This window comes from Colwellia sp. MB3u-45 (assembly GCF_014077005.1).
Classification (GTDB): domain Bacteria; phylum Pseudomonadota; class Gammaproteobacteria; order Enterobacterales; family Alteromonadaceae; genus Cognaticolwellia.
This window is the reverse complement of sequence record NZ_JACGVC010000049.1, coordinates 78,697-93,508: the sequence shown is the minus strand read 5'-3', so window position 1 is coordinate 93,508 and position 14,812 is coordinate 78,697. Positions and strand designations below refer to the sequence as shown.

General features: G+C 41.6%; 13 protein-coding genes. 1 reads left to right on the top strand and 12 read right to left on the bottom strand.

All coding sequences use genetic code 11. The features are described from left to right. Nucleotides 1-60: 60 nt before the first annotated feature. From H4J41_RS11455 to H4J41_RS11420, 8 genes are all read right to left on the bottom strand, one after another. Nucleotides 61-840 (bottom strand): zinc ribbon-containing protein, encoded by a 780-nt coding sequence (locus tag H4J41_RS11455; protein ID WP_182137957.1) that lies wholly within the window; start codon nt 838-840, stop codon nt 61-63. Nucleotides 841-1,184: 344 nt separating this feature from the next. Further along, nucleotides 1,185-1,646: a hypothetical protein gene (locus H4J41_RS11450; RefSeq protein ID WP_182137958.1), complete on the bottom strand. Its 462-nt coding sequence runs from the start codon at nt 1,644-1,646 to the stop codon at nt 1,185-1,187. Between the two features lie 60 nt (nt 1,647-1,706). Continuing rightward, nucleotides 1,707-2,006 (bottom strand): chaperone modulator CbpM, encoded by a 300-nt coding sequence (locus tag H4J41_RS11445; RefSeq protein WP_182137959.1) that lies wholly within the window; start codon nt 2,004-2,006, stop codon nt 1,707-1,709. A 5-nt stretch (nt 2,007-2,011) separates the two neighbouring features. Then, nucleotides 2,012-2,956 (bottom strand): DnaJ C-terminal domain-containing protein, encoded by a 945-nt coding sequence (locus tag H4J41_RS11440; protein WP_182137960.1) that lies wholly within the window; start codon nt 2,954-2,956, stop codon nt 2,012-2,014. Nucleotides 2,957-3,150: 194 nt separating this feature from the next. Further along, nucleotides 3,151-3,606 (bottom strand): hypothetical protein, encoded by a 456-nt coding sequence (locus H4J41_RS11435; RefSeq protein WP_182137961.1) that lies wholly within the window; start codon nt 3,604-3,606, stop codon nt 3,151-3,153. 176 nt (nt 3,607-3,782) lie between these two features. After that, nucleotides 3,783-4,910: an ABC transporter permease gene (locus H4J41_RS11430; RefSeq protein WP_259364570.1), complete on the bottom strand. Its 1,128-nt coding sequence runs from the start codon at nt 4,908-4,910 to the stop codon at nt 3,783-3,785. Continuing rightward, entirely contained in the window at nt 4,911-7,661 is a 2,751-nt protein-coding gene (gene rbbA, locus H4J41_RS11425; RefSeq protein WP_182138018.1) for a ribosome-associated ATPase/putative transporter RbbA, read from the bottom strand. It abuts the gene before it with no gap. 24 nt (nt 7,662-7,685) lie between these two features. Further along, nucleotides 7,686-8,714 (bottom strand): HlyD family secretion protein, encoded by a 1,029-nt coding sequence (locus H4J41_RS11420; RefSeq protein WP_259364571.1) that lies wholly within the window; start codon nt 8,712-8,714, stop codon nt 7,686-7,688. A gap of 445 nt (nt 8,715-9,159) precedes the next feature. Between H4J41_RS11420 and H4J41_RS11415 the strand changes: the two genes are divergently transcribed. After that, the gene (locus tag H4J41_RS11415) at nt 9,160-9,687 is read left to right on the top strand and encodes a GNAT family N-acetyltransferase (protein ID WP_182137962.1); all 528 of its coding nucleotides are present in this window, start codon (nt 9,160-9,162) and stop codon (nt 9,685-9,687) included. 5 nt (nt 9,688-9,692) lie between these two features. Here the strand turns inward: H4J41_RS11415 and H4J41_RS11410 are convergent, their stop codons facing one another. Genes H4J41_RS11410 through H4J41_RS11395 form a run of 4 tightly spaced genes read right to left on the bottom strand, consistent with a single transcriptional unit; the run spans nt 9,693 to nt 14,802 of the window. Then, nucleotides 9,693-10,880: an acetate/propionate family kinase gene (locus tag H4J41_RS11410; protein WP_182137963.1), complete on the bottom strand. Its 1,188-nt coding sequence runs from the start codon at nt 10,878-10,880 to the stop codon at nt 9,693-9,695. Continuing rightward, nucleotides 10,877-12,271, bottom strand: a complete 1,395-nt coding sequence (locus H4J41_RS11405) for a bifunctional enoyl-CoA hydratase/phosphate acetyltransferase (protein WP_182137964.1) — start codon at nt 12,269-12,271, stop codon at nt 10,877-10,879. The genes H4J41_RS11410 and H4J41_RS11405 overlap by 4 nt, the downstream gene beginning before the upstream one ends. 13 nt (nt 12,272-12,284) lie before the next feature. Next, complete coding sequence (gene fabI, locus H4J41_RS11400; RefSeq protein WP_220461019.1) at nt 12,285-13,049, bottom strand: enoyl-ACP reductase FabI; 765 nt, start codon at nt 13,047-13,049, stop codon at nt 12,285-12,287. Nucleotides 13,050-13,068: 19 nt separating this feature from the next. Next, complete coding sequence (locus tag H4J41_RS11395; protein ID WP_182137965.1) at nt 13,069-14,802, bottom strand: alpha/beta hydrolase; 1,734 nt, start codon at nt 14,800-14,802, stop codon at nt 13,069-13,071. Nucleotides 14,803-14,812: the final 10 nt, after the last annotated feature.

Here is a 14,812-nt window from a genome sequence, read left to right as displayed (position 1 = left end):
CTATAATATCTTTGTCTATTAGGGAAATATTTACCCGCCTAGTTCATGGTAATTTCATCTTTAGTCTGCTTTATGTATTTCCTTATAAAGCATATTGATCATCGCCATTATTTTAAAATGATGGGTTTTTATTTTATGATGTAATTCTTTTTGCTGTGTGTGTATCTTCCGCTCGTTTTTATGCATTGGGGCTGATTTTTTCTCCACGGTTTTACTCTCGCTACTGAAATTATCTTCAGTATTTCTCATGATTTTTTCGTGTTCATGAGCAACTTTAGCTTGAGCTTGAATAGCCTGACTATGCTCGATCAATATTGATGTTTGTTGCTGCATGGTTTCTTCTATGGCGACTAGTTTAGTCAGCGCTTTTTGGTGCTCTTTTGTCCAATACTTTATCTCATCTAGCCATAAAGCATGTTCAGAGTTCCATTGACTGTGCTCTTGGTGAGCCGCAAGGTGCTGCTCTGTTATGATAGTTTGTGCTTGTTCTCTAAGGCTCTTGGTAAACGCTACTAATTCTACTGTATTTGAATTAGCGATACTTTGTAACTTGTCCCAAATTGAACTATTTACAAAAGCCAGTTCCAACTTTATTTGTTCTTTATAGGCTTCACCTGCGCCTTCGAATGCTTCACCTAACATTCGAAAGTTATCTTTTAAGTCTTTGCTAGCTTCCTCAATTTTATCTTTGCTAATTTCCTTGGCATCTTTTAGCTTCTCTTCTGCGGCATGAAAAGCCTGCTGCAAAGTTTTACCTTCTGTGATCACAAAGTCTTCTATGGCATCAACCATTGCTTTATAACTGACTTGTAATTCTGTTTTTTGCTCATTTTTTTTCATGGTGAGTTACCTTTAAAAATTGACTATAAATTAATATGATAATTACTCAAACCCACGTCATATACTATTCGGTATTATACTTAATGAATTGTGGAAACTACTTAACGTGATTAATAGACTTAGCCAAAGGGCTATCACTTGTTTAGTTTCCGGCAGTCTACAAACAAAGGGGAGAGCTGATATATAAACCTTAGTATCAAGTTTGAAGTACAACAATTACAGCCGACTGTCGGTATAACAGATTAATAAAGTGCAAATAACGCTTGGTTATAATTGTCATGCGATGGCCAAGGGTTATTTTCTCGTTTGATTTTCTTATTATCTTTGGCTGATATCGGCAAAAATTATCGATTTACTTTGTGGCAATTGGTACAGCCACCAGAAACTTTGCCTGCAAAATAATAATTTGGCTCTTGAAGAGCGGCAGCGGCCCTTGCTTGGTCAATTGCAGCGACAAAGTCTTGCATGTGATCTTGCATAAACGGGTGATTTCCTCCTGCTTCTCCTGTAATTAATTTAGCGGCAGTCCTTCCCATGTTTTGTAATGCTTGTAGTACTTGCTGGCGCTGGTCCTTCGCACCATCTTGAGTGGGTTCATAACCCTTAATGAGTGCTTTATCGAGTAATAGCATTTGCTGCGATAATCTAGCCATGTCAGATCTAAGCTCAGCGGGTTCAGTGTATTTAAAACCCGGAGGGTAAGTTATCTTACGCATAGACTCTGCAAATTTACTGCTGCAACCCGCTATGGTTAAACTCACGACAACGACAATGCCCGCAGTCCAAAAAACGCTTGATTTATTCATAGTTATAAACTCCATTAACACTCAGTTGTTGACTAATTTTATAGAGTGATTTCAATTAAACTAATCAATTCGATTCAGTCTAGCTTTTAAAAGCTTATTTTCCTGTTCGAGCTTTTTCTTCTCTTTCATTAAATCTATGACTAAGCTAATGGCGACCCAGTCAATTAAAAGTTGTTGGTTCAATTTAATGGCTTTTTTGATCCAATGAGCACTCTCCAAATCAAAAATCCATTCTGAATCTTGACTGTCTGATATAGGTGCAGCAATGCCGTATTCAACCATTTCTATTATGATGCATTTTTCAATTCCGGCTATTTCACACAATTCATTGACTGAAATATGTAAGCTTATGTCTGTCATTTTGGCTAACTCCACTCTGTTCTGGGGTTATACTTTTCTACTTCAGCAAGTTGTTGCCATAACTGTTTTGTTTCATCGGTAGTTGATGGCGGAATTACAATTTTGATGACGGTAATCAGGTCACCCTGGCCGGACTTACTATTGAGTCCTTTGCCTTTTACTCGTAGTTTTTGACCACTCTGGCAGTTAGCGGGAATGTTGAGCTTAACTTTGCCATCAAGTGTCGGTATTTCAAGTTTAATACCTAGTGCAGCTTCCCAAGGCGTCAGGGGCACGTTTAATAATAAGTTTGAGCCTTGTACATCAAATAATGGGTGCGGCACCAATCTAATAATCAGATACAAATCCCCGTTTAACTTATGGTTGCTGCCAGGTGCGCCTTGGCCTTTTAACCTTATGCGCTCACTATCTTTAACCCCTTTAGGCACTTTCACATTAAGCGATTTCTTGATTTTAGTGAGTTGACCATTGATGGGTGCAGGGACATGATATTCAATGGGTTTAGTGACACCTGAGACACTTTCTTCTAAAAAAACCGGTAATTCCATTTCAAAATCTTGGCCTTTAAATAGATCCTCGCTATGCGCTTGTGAGTGTCTTCTAGACTTGGCTCGGTCAGAAAAAAAGGAATTAAAAAAGTCAGAAAAATCATCATTTTCGTTTGACTGATATTGCTTGTTACCGCTCGAAGATTGCCAGTCGGGTGGTACATTAAAACCCTCGGATGAACCTGAGCCATAGCGTCTCATTTTATCGTACTCAGCTCTTCTTCCCTCATTTTTTAATACTTCGTAGGCTTCAGCTACTTCTTTAAACTTTTCTTCTGCCCCGGGCTCAGGGTTCTTATCAGGATGATATTTTACGGCCAACTTACGATAGACTGTTTTGATTTCCTTTAGATCAGCATTTTCAGCCAAGCCTAGGATCTTGTAGTAATCTTTAAATTTCATTGATTGACCGTGCCCCAATTTTGTTGACTTTATATGGCTAGAAACACCACTTTACGCTTTTTTGAAGGCGATATTTTGATACAAATCAAGATAACGAATAGTTGTCAGTAGCAGATGTCGCTATTTTTTATGCTAAGGCAAAGTTATTGTGTATTGCTTCTTTAGAGAGAAAACTTGTGGCCTGCTCAGGTAGGCTAGATATCCATAAACCTATCAAAATTCATTGATATGCGTTTTTGTTTTTGCCATTGCATGTCAGCTAAGTTATTGAAAATGTCTTTGACCTTATGCTCGTCAACTTGCTCTGCTACTACTTGATATACTGCTATGAGTTCATCACTCATTTGCATGGATAATTCTAAAATATCATCCATCGATTGTGTTGATGGATGATTTTTGACTATTGGCAGTTTTAAAATTTCTTGATCATTGGCATATTGTAGCCAAGTATCTAAAACACCCGATGGCGTATTTTTTTCATAATTAGCTAATGATTCAGCTAATTTCTTTTCCTCACTGATCATATATTCCAATAATAACTGTGTTCTTGGCATATTTTCATCTTTGGCTAATTTTTGATAAAAAACAACTAATTTCTGATGGAATTCATTCGCATGTTTAAGTGCATCTCTGGCGCTTTCAAATCGCATAATCTTCTCTTTGGTTAAGCCTAGTTATGGTCTTTTTTATCATATAAGTGAGCTAATAAACTTTGATAGTGATCAAGTTTCTCACCGTTAGGCTTTATTTTGCTAAAAAAGGCAAGAATATAAAACGAATACAAAACATTTAAGATAAGCGACAATAGGTATGTGCTTTGACCTAGCTATGTCATGCTTTTTAAAGAACGTCTAAACATGGCAAGGCTGGCGATAAAAAATGCTGCACCAAGCGCAATAATAATAGTCAATTGTGGCCAGACTAAATTAATGCCTGCACCACGAAAAACGACGGCTTGAGAGAACTCCATATAGTGTCTTGAAGGTAATAACCAAGTTAAGGGTTGAATGATATCAGGTTGGCTTTCAATCGGTGTTAAGCCGCCCGAGAGCATCACCATAGGAATAATAACCATAAGCACCAAAAGTGCAAATTGCGCCATGGTTTGCGCAATAGTCCCTAAAAATATACCAATAGCAGCAGCGGCAAAAAGGTAGGCAGAAGTGCCTAATAATAACAAGAATTTTGAACCGGCAACGGGGATGTCGAGTATATTTTCTACCACCAGAAACATCGACAAAGTAAAAGCGATCAAAATAATTAAGCCATTGGCCCAAATTTTAGCCATCACTATCTGAAATGCATTCAAAGGCATCACCAATAAGTGTTCAATTGTGCCATGCTCGCGTTCACGCAACAGTGCTGCGCCGGTCAAAATAATGGTTAACATAGTGATTTGATTAAGCAGTGCATTAATAGCACTAAACCACATGCCGTTGCCGTTTGGATTGAAGGCTTGGCGCATAATAAGTTCTACTGGATAGGCGGTGCTTTGGTCTGAGCGCTTAAAAAAATAATTCACTTCTTGGCTAATAATACTCTGTATATAGCCATTACCTATACTGGCTTGTGTGACTGCCGTAGCGTCAATATCTATTTGCACTGTAGGTTGACGACCCTGACGCACATTTTGCTCAAACTTAGGCGGAATGGTAACCACAAACATAAATTTGTCTTGATCCATTGCTCGGTCTGTTTGAGCGGCCGAAATAAATATTGGCGTTTTAAAATAGGGTGGATAGAGCGCGTTAGCAATGGTGCCAGACAAGGCCGACTGGTCTTCATCAACAATCGCAATTGACGCATTATGTACCGATTCACTAATGGCTGTCGCCTCGGCATATATGGCCAAACTAAACGAGTAAACAATGAGCATCAACATGATGAAGTCGCTTAATAGGCTACGTAATTCTTTTGTGCCTAACCAATAGATATTGAGCCAAGTATTCAACAATTAGTGCTCCTGCTTTTTAAGTGAGGTAGCGGCTATAGCGATAAAGACAGGACCAAAAAGGGCCAGTAAAATAATGTCTTTCGCTAAATCACCAAACTCCAGGCCTTTAGTGAAAGCGGCAACACTTAAATGCATGTAATAAGTAGCAGGCCAAACTGTGCCAATAATATGTCCCGCACCCTCAAGTGTTGAAGTGGGTTGCACAATGCCTGAAAATTGTAAGGTGGGTAGCATACATAAGATCGCGGTAGCAAAAATTGAAGCCACTTGGGTTTGGGTGATTGAAGCCACCAGCAAGCCAAAACCTGTGGCTGCAAACACATAAAACAAGGCGCCGAGCATAAGACCAAAAAAGCTGCCTTGTAATGGCACTTGCAGTAAAAAAACCACCATAAAGGTTAAAATGAAAAAATTAAGCATGCCTATAACTATGTAAGGCAGTTGTTTACCTAGTAAGAACTCTAGTTTGTTGGTGGGTGTTACATAAAAGTTAGTAATGGTGCCCATTTCTTTCTCTCGAGAGATGCTAACGGCCATTAAAATAGCGGGAAACAATAGCAACAACATCGCGGGTGTTTTAGGCCCTATCGAAAAAACGGTCTTAAAAGTAGGATTGTATCTATAACGCGATGCTAAGTTAACCTTTGCCAAGGCACTGGCGTCAATACCTGCATTGTTGGCTAGCTCGGTAATATAATGCAAGTGCACGCCTGTGACATAACCGGCAATAGTGCCAGCGCGAATAGTGTTAGAGCCGTCAATCCAAGCAGATACGCTAGGCGACTCGCCATTTTTAAGCGCTCGGCCAAATCCGGCAGGGATCTCAAGTGCCAGCGTAATGTCATTGGATGTTAAACGTTGCTCTAACTCATCATTACTATGAACATCAGGGCGACTAACAAAATAACGTGAGCCCTGAAAATTGCTTAAATACTGACGACTTTCTGGGCTACGGTCATTGTCAAACGCGGCGTAATTTAAATTTTCTACATCGAGTGAAATACCATAAGCGATGACTATCAATAATATGGCACTGCCGACAAAGGCAAAGGCAAGGCGTATCGGATCGCGCAATACTTGCATAGTTTCAAGGTAACTGTAAGCCAATAGCCGATGAAAGCTAAATCGATTATGTTTGGCACGTTCTTTATTTGATGGCGGCAACTCTAGCTCTGGAGGTGAGGTTGGGATAGGCAATGAAGGTATATTTTCAATGGATTTTTTTTGTTTAATCGCTGCTTCTAAATAGGCAATAAATGCCTGCTCTAAAGTCTCCGCGCCTTTTTTCTCAATCAATTGCTCAGGGGTACCATAGATAAGTACTTCACCGGCATGCATCAATGAAATGCGATCACAGCGTAAGGCTTCGTTCATAAAATGGGTAGAGATGAAAATAGTCACCTTGTCGGTGCGCGACAGCTCAACTAATAAAGCCCAAAATTGGTCTCGGGCAACGGGATCAACACCTGACGTAGGTTCATCTAAAATGAGCATTTCTGGTTGATGAATAACCGCTACTGCAAGCGACAGACGTTGGCGCATACCCAGAGGTAAAGACGCGGCAGCTTCATCCATGTAGGTATGCAAACCAAAGCGTTTAGTGAGTGTGTTAATTCTCTGTGCTGCTTGAGCTGGGGCGAGGTGAAACAAACGCGCATGTAAAGTCAGATTTTGCGCTACGGTTAATTCGCCATACAATGAAAAAGTCTGTGACATAAAGCCAACGCGTTGACGTGTTTGTATATCGTTTGCATTGACCGCTTTACCAAATAAGTAGGCCTCACCACTGCTAACCGACAGCAAGCCTGTGAGCATTTTCATGGTTGTGGTTTTACCGCAACCATTTGAGCCTAAAAAACCAAAAATCTCTCCTGCTTGTATCTCAAAACTGACATCATTTACTGCGGTGAAATCGCCAAAACGTCGGGTTAAATTTTTAGCTATAATTGCAGGTGACGCGTTACTTTTTTTAAAGGGTGGGATGATCAATTTACTATGGTTAGCCCGTTTTTCTTGCGGTAATAAACGCACAAACGCGCTTTCTAGATCCATGGTATGGGTTTTAGCTTTTATTTCCTGTGGCGTACCGGTATCAAGAACACGTCCGGCATCCATGGCAATTAAATAGTCAAAACCTTCAGCTTCATCCATGTAGGCGGTAGAGACTAATATACTCATGGTCGGGCGTTGTGCCCTGATAGACGCAATAAGTTGCCAAAATTGTCGTCTTGAAAGGGGGTCGACACCCGTAGTTGGTTCATCTAATATCAGTAAGTCAGGATCATGAATAAGCGCGCAACACAGGCCAAGCTTTTGTTTCATGCCACCTGAGAGTTTTTTAACCGGACGTGATAAAAAAGCGTGTAATTGGGTGGCTTTTGTTAACTTGTCAATTCGCGCCTTGCGCTCATGAGCAGGCTGGTTAAATAATTTTGCAAAGAAGTCTAAATTCTCTTCTACACTCAGTTCTGCATATAAGTTTTTACCCAGACCTTGTGGCATATAAGCAATGCGAGGACCAATTAATTCTCGATGTTTCGCTAAGGCCATATCGCCATCTAAGACGGTTAATTGACCTTGTTGCAGTTTTCGTGCGCCAGAAATTAAGCCCATCAGCGTTGACTTACCCACACCATCAGGGCCTAGTAATCCGACCATCATGCCAGCAGAAATAGTTAACGTAATATCGTCAAGCGCTAGGGTATTATGATAATGATGAGTAACTTTTTGGATACGCGTTACCGTTTGCATTGTTTTACTCACTTAAGGTGTCCTCTACTGACTACTTTGTTCGGCAGGATTAATATCATCGGGCAATTTTTGTAAAAATACCGGCCAAGCAGAGGCTTGTTTCCCTTTAGTTGCTGACAAGCGAATATACGCAACCCCGCGCACGCCCGTTTTAACTTGCTCAATATGGTTTAATACCAAAGCTTGAGGTATGCGTAATTTGACTCGAAACATTAATTTATCGCGCTCGCTTTGTGTTTCAACTTGTTTGGGGGTGAATTGTGATTCAGGAGAAACAAAGCTTACTTGTGCTGGAATAGCGATATCGAGTATGTCTAGTTTCACCCTAGCTTGAGCGCCTATGGGGGTTAAATAGGCTTGTGCAGAGGGGAGAAAAACCTCCATATATATATCGCCAAGATTAATAATGGTTAATACTTTCCCGCCGCTGCCTAATACTTCGTTGGGTTGCGCTAATCGATAGAGTACTCGTCCCATTGCAGGAGATTTAAGCACGGCTTCGTCAATTTGTGTTTGCACACGTTTGACTTCGGCTTGAGCAACCAATACTGATTGTTCAAGTGTGTTTACATGGGCTTTAGCTGCATTATAAACCGCAATGGCAGTCGCTTTAATGGTTTGCTTTTGGTCAGCCAAACTTTGTGATATTGCGCCGGTTTTAACTAACGCAGCAACACGCTTGAATTCAAGCTCTGCCAAGGTTAATTCACTTTCTCGTTGCGCTATTAATACGGAACTTTCGACTACAGCAGCCCGTGTTTGCAGAACTTGTGCTTGTGTTTGTGCTAACTGTGCATCAAGTTCTGTGGTATCCATGTTAGCTAGCACTTGATCAAGGGTAACCAGGTCACCCTCCTGAACTAAAATATGTTTAACGCGGCCGGCGTACTTAGTCGTAATATCAATCTGATCGGCTTCTATTCTGCCGTTACCTGTTGCAATATCTGCAGGCAATAATGTTTGTTGGCTTTGCCACCATTGCCAAGAAAAAGCTGCGATCACAATAACGATAAGGCTAAACGCCATTAACCTAATGACAGGTTTTTTCATCATTCATTTCCATAAAAGGTCGTGTTTATGCTTGTTATATTGAATCGGTGGCAACTAGCATATATTGGGGGATTTTTTGATCTGCAACATTTGGCTTGTAATGCACGCTTTAAGTGTTGCGATCGAACAAACTGTACCTTGGTATTTGTTTTACCAATATTAGGGATGTCCGACATTTGAATGTGGCTTCCCCTTAGTGACTTTTCACCTTATCTCACTAGGTACCTAGGTGATCACTGTAGATGCAAGCACATTGTCTTAAATAAGAAATAATGCCCACATAACATAAGAAAAAAAATAATAAAAATCATCAGTATAGGTATTCCCCCTTGGTATAAGTACAAACCACAGTGCTTTAGAGGGAATCCCCAATGGTTAAGTCACAAAATTCTTCTATCATTACTTACAATCACCATAAACAATTAAGTTTGCATCAAGAGGATTTAGCATGACTGAAAAACTGACCAGCGATCATAAAAACGTGACTATTGGCGATCTTGAGATCACCATCCGGCCCATCACTCCTGAAGACAAGCACTTAGAAGCAGCCTTTGTAAAAAAGCTATCAATGCAAACAAAATATGAACGCTTTTTTGAAGGTTTAAAAGAATTATCGCCTTCCATGTTGAACGTGCTGAGTAATATCGACTATGTAGATACCATGGCTTATATCGCGACGATTAAAACTGGAGAAGGCGAAAAAGAAATTGGAATGTGTCGCTACGCGGCTGACAAAGTGCCGGGCGAAAGTGAAATGGCAATAACCGTTGCAGATGATTATCCCTATGAGGAGGTTGCGACTGTGTTACTGCATTCGTTATTTGAGCATGCAAAGGCCAATAATATAAAACGTCTTTTTTCAATTGAACTCAGCAGTAATTATCGTATAAAAAAATTAGCTGAACATCTGGGTATGTCCGCTAAAGTTCATCCAGAAGACGCGACTTTGATCCTGTATTCATTGCTGCTGAAGTAAGGCGTTTAGCGACCCATAAGTAATTTTTGGGTCGCTTTGGCGATAATAATCTCTTCGTTTGTGGGTATTACTAGCACCTTAACGCTTGAGTCATCTTGGCTAATAACGCTTTTATGCTGACGGTTTTTACTTGCATCTAAACTAATCCCAAGCCAAGTTAAGTGCTGACAAATTTGTCCGCGTATGGCCGCGGAATTTTCGCCAATACCGGCAGTAAAAACAATGGCATCAATGCCACATAAGGTGCTAACCAGAGCAGCAAGTTCGCGAGCAGCGCGATAACAAAACAAGTCAATGGCTTGTTTTGCCTGTGGGTCGTTACTTTGTTCTAGTACTTGCATGTTGCTGCTAATACCCGAAACCCCCAGTAGTCCAGACTCTTTATAGAGCATGTGTTCTACCTCTTCTACACTCATTTTATAATGGCGTAAAAGGTGGATAACAACACCGGCATCAAGGCTGCCGCAACGTTGGCCCATCATTAGACCATCGAGCGCTGTAAAGCCCATAGTTGTTGCTACGCTTTGTCTTTGCTTTAAGGCGCACATACTCGCGCCGTTGCCTAGATGAGCGACAATAACGCGTCCATTGGCAAGTGTGCCCAAATATTGTGGCAAACAGCTGGCAATATACTGATAAGAAAGACCATGAAATCCATAACGAATAATGCCTTTATCGCTATATTCGCGCGGTAGAGCAAACAGTTGTGCAAGCGCGGGTTGTGTCGAATGAAAACTGGTATCAAAACAAGCAACTTGGGGTAATTCAGGAGCCCAGTTAAAAAAGGCTTCAATAGCGGCAAGGTTATGCCCTTGATGCAGTGGCGCCAGTGGGATCAGTGTCTTTAAGTGTTTAACTACGCTAACTGTAAGTATTGTTGGCGTTAAAAAGTCGCGACCGCCATGTACCACACGATGACCAACAGCTTTAATTTTATAACCTTGGTTATGGTGATTAAGCCACTCAATCAGCCACTTTATTAGCGCTTCATGTGTCGTTTGATCATTAAATGCAGCAAGGTCGTTGTTGGTTAAATCATTGCCTTTAGCGTCTATGGCATAAAGTGTCGGACTTTGACCAATATTGACGACTTTACCACTGAGTAATGCCTGCGAACTAGGGGTGGCAAAGCTATAAAGCGCAAACTTGATGCTCGACGATCCTGCGTTAATAACCAGTACCGCATCGTTCATAAAATAGTCTTCTTAGTATAATCGACGTAGCGCTGAGCTAACACACAAGAGGCAAGTCGTGAAAGTGTTCCGTCGGCCCGACTGGTTAAAATTATGGGTACTGTAGCGCCAAGTACAATACCGGCAGATTCTGCACCCGCTAAATATATCAGCTGTTTAGCGATCATGTTGCCGGCTTCTAAGTCGGGTGCGACTAAAATGTCGGCGTCACCGGCAACCTCTGATACTAGCTCTTTAGCCGCCGCAGCAGATTTTGAAATAGCGTTGTCAAATGCCAAGGGTCCATCGATTATACCGCCCGTTATTTGCTTGCGGTCAGCCATTTTGCATAATCCAGCGGCGTCTAGGGTTGAAAGTATTTTTGAATTAACCGTTTCAACCGCAGATAAAATCGCTACTTTAGGAAGGGTTATGCCTAAAGTATGCAGTAAATCGATAGCGTTTTGTACAATGTCACGCTTGGCGTTTAGATCGGGAGCGATATTGATGGCGGCATCGGTAATAAATAGTGGTTTATGGTAAGTGGGCACGTCTAATGCAAATATATGACTCATTCTGCGTTCAGTACGTAACCCCTTGCTTTTATGTAATATAGCTTGCATTAATTCATCAGTATGCAATTTACCTTTCATGATGGCGTCAACATTATTTTTTCGCACTTCTTCAACGGCAATTTCCGCTGCACCATGACTGTGTGGTGCATCAATCAATTTTATGCCAGCCAAGCTGCAACCGGCTTGGCTGGCCACCGCAATAATTTTATCTTTAGGGCCGATCAAAATGGGCTCAATAACCCCTTGGCGTTTTGCCTCAATGGCTCCAAGCAAGGATATTTCATCGCAAGGGTGCACCACTGCCACTCTAATGGGGGCAATGTCTTTGGTTGATTCAAGTAATTTCTGATAATGCGCCCCGTGCTCATGTAAATGCACCTCAGGTAATATCACTCTGGGTCGGCGTACTTTCTCGCTCGGCGCTATAACCCTAGCTTCGCCTATGATAACGCATTCGCCGTCCTGATTTAGGCATTCACATTTAAGCAATACCTGTTTTTTGTCCGCAATTTTTTCTATCACTGTCACCCGTACTAATACCTTGTCACCAATACTAACCGGACGCCTAAAACTCAAAGATTGATTTAAATAAATGGTGCCTGGACCCGGTAATTGTGTCCCCAATAGGGCTGATATAAGCGCACCACCCCACATACCATGGGCGATTACTTTATGAAAAATATCCGCTTTTGCATATTCTAGGTCAACATGGGCAGGGTTAACATCGCCTGACATGACGGCAAACAATTCAATATCTTGCGGTTTAAGTACCCGAGTCAGTTCTGCTATGTCGCCGACAGCTATTTCATCAAAGGTCTTGTTTTCAATATATTCCATGACATTTCCTCGTTTAAGCCAACACGTGATAACCGGCATCAACAAAGGTAATATTGCCGGTAACACTTTTAGCCGCGTCACTGACAAGCCCGGTGGCTATGTTGCCTACGTCTTCGATAGTGACTAGTTGGCGCTTAGGTGCTCGCGCTCTTGCGTCATTGATCAGCTCATCAAAAAAAGCGATGCCAGAGGCTGCGCGTGTTTGTAATGGGCCCGGAGAAAGCGCATTAACTCGAATACCTGCTGGACCAAGTTCGGCGGCTAAATAACGTACCGACGATTCCAACGCTGCTTTTACTGGTCCCATAATATTATAATGTTCGACCACTTTTTCTGCGCCATAGTAACTAACCGTGAGTAAGCAGCCGCCATTTTTCATTAAAGGTTCTGCTTTACGGGCCATACGGATAAACGAATGGCAAGAAATATCCATTGCTTGAGAAAAGCCTATTCGAGAACAATCAGTGACCCGTCCATGTAAGTCGTCTTTTGGACAATAGGCAATTGAGTGTAAAATAAAATCTAACTCGCCCCACGTTGTAGCGATACGCTGAAAAACAGCATCAAGTTGACTGTCATCTTGTACATCCAGTGGTAACAATATTTCGGCGTTAACCTCAGTTGCCACGGGTTCAACATAGGCCTTACTTTTTTCATTAATATAGGTGATAGCAAGTTTTGCACCTGCTAGTGCAAATGCCTTAGCACAGCCCGCTGCGATAGATTGCTCATTGGCAATACCTACCACTAACCCTCGTTTTCCTTCGAGTATCTTCATCTTGCTTTTCCTCAAGCTTTTAGTTTTGAAATATATAAGTGCCAGGGGCATCACAAAGTACACTAAGTTTTTTGTTGGGCGCGCCCATGGTAGGCGGGGCAGTTAATTTACTGGAATGGTTATGCAGCCACTTTGTTAACTCTGGCCACCATGATCCTTCATGATGTGCTTGCTTAGCTTCCCAGCTGTTTGGGTCAGTATATTTAGCATCTTTTTTAGTGGTGGCTATTTGGTAACTTCTGCGTGGATGCCCAGGCTCGCTCACTATGCCGGCATTATGGCCACCGCTGGTTAACAAAAAGGTAACGTCAGTATCACTCAATAAATGAAATTTATAAACTGACTGCCAAGGGGCCACATGGTCTTTTTGCGTGCCAACAACAAATGCAGGAGCGCGGATATCAGAAATAGAAATGGGTTTATCATCTACAAGATAGCGACCTTCAGTCAGGTCATTATCTAAAAATAGCTTACGTAAGTAATGTGAATGCATTTTATACGGCATACGAGTGGTGTCGGAATTCCACGCCATTAAGTCGTTAACCGGCGTGCGGTTACCCATTAAATAATCATGTACCATGCGCGACCAAATTAAGTCATTTGAGCGCAGTAATTGAAAAGCGCCCGACATTTGCTTAGCGTCTAAATAGCCTTGTTCCCACATCATGTCTTCTAAAAAGCTAACCTGGCTTTCATTAATAAATAACATTAATTCACCGGCTTCTGAAAAATCGACTTGAGTGGCTAATAATGAAAGTGATTGAATTCTATCGTCACCGTCTCTAGACATAGCAGCCGCGGCTATTGAGAGTAATGTACCGCCTAAGCAATAACCAATACCATGGATTTTCGCTTTACCGGTAATTTTACCTATGGTGTCGATGGCATCCATAACGCCATACTTGCGATAATCAGCCATGCCTAAATCACGGTCGTCTTGGTCTGGGTTTTTCCATGAGACCATAAACACGGTAAACCCTTGCTCGGTTAAGTATTTTACTAGCGAGTTTTTAGCTGATAAATCAAGAATGTAGTATTTCATGATCCATGCTGGCACGATTAGAATGGGCTCTGGACGAACCTGCTCTGTTACAGGGGTATATTGAATTAATTCAATTAAGTGGTTGCGATAAACCACCTTTCCTGGCGTAACAGCCAGATTTTTACCAACCGCATATTCTTCCGTACCCACAGGTTTTTTATTACCAATATGGCGTTGCATGTCGTCCATCAGGTTTTGCATACCCCGGACTAAATTTTGACCACCTTCTTGTTTAGTTTGTTCCAGTAATTGCGGATTGGTCAGCAAGTAATTTGACGGTGAAAATATATCCAACATTTGCCGAGTGGCAAACTCAACCACATTCTCATGCTGTTGAGTGACACCGTTCACATCGGTTGTTGCATTTGACCACCACTGTTGGTTGAGTAAAAACGACTGGGATAAAAGATTAAATGGCCACGTTTGCCAAGTTGGGTCGCTAAAGCGTTTATCGAAGGGTAAAGGCTCTATGCAAGGCTGATTTTGACCTTTCTGTGTTGTGCACTCGCTAAGATAGCCTGCGAGTCGAGTAGACTTTCTAGTCGCTTTTTCCATAAGGTGAGCTTGTTTACCTGGTGATAAAGCTAAGTGAACAGCCCAATCAGCATAGGCGGCCATTAGTGCGCTTGGTGATAACCCTGATGTCAATTTAGACATAGCGGCATGTAGCGTTTTATCCATAGCATCATATTGCGAATTTTCTTTTTTCATTTTACATTCC

Bases quoted from the DNA above. Each gene is read 5' to 3' on its own strand.
- H4J41_RS11455 (WP_182137957.1), bottom strand. From the start codon at position 840: ATGAAAAAAAATGAGCAAAAAACAGAATTACAAGTCAGTTATAAAGCA.
- H4J41_RS11450 (WP_182137958.1), bottom strand. From the start codon at position 1,646: ATGAATAAATCAAGCGTTTTTTGGACTGCGGGCATTGTCGTTGTCGTG.
- H4J41_RS11445 (WP_182137959.1), bottom strand. From the start codon at position 2,006: ATGACAGACATAAGCTTACATATTTCAGTCAATGAATTGTGTGAAATA.
- H4J41_RS11440 (WP_182137960.1), bottom strand. From the start codon at position 2,956: ATGAAATTTAAAGATTACTACAAGATCCTAGGCTTGGCTGAAAATGCT.
- H4J41_RS11435 (WP_182137961.1), bottom strand. From the start codon at position 3,606: ATGCGATTTGAAAGCGCCAGAGATGCACTTAAACATGCGAATGAATTC.
- rbbA (WP_182138018.1), bottom strand. From the start codon at position 7,661: ATGCAAACGGTAACGCGTATCCAAAAAGTTACTCATCATTATCATAAT.
- H4J41_RS11420 (WP_259364571.1), bottom strand. From the start codon at position 8,714: ATGATGAAAAAACCTGTCATTAGGTTAATGGCGTTTAGCCTTATCGTT.
- H4J41_RS11415 (WP_182137962.1), top strand. From the start codon at position 9,160: ATGACTGAAAAACTGACCAGCGATCATAAAAACGTGACTATTGGCGAT.
- H4J41_RS11410 (WP_182137963.1), bottom strand. From the start codon at position 10,880: ATGAACGATGCGGTACTGGTTATTAACGCAGGATCGTCGAGCATCAAG.
- H4J41_RS11405 (WP_182137964.1), bottom strand. From the start codon at position 12,271: ATGGAATATATTGAAAACAAGACCTTTGATGAAATAGCTGTCGGCGAC.
- fabI (WP_220461019.1), bottom strand. From the start codon at position 13,049: ATGAAGATACTCGAAGGAAAACGAGGGTTAGTGGTAGGTATTGCCAAT.
- H4J41_RS11395 (WP_182137965.1), bottom strand. From the start codon at position 14,802: ATGAAAAAAGAAAATTCGCAATATGATGCTATGGATAAAACGCTACAT.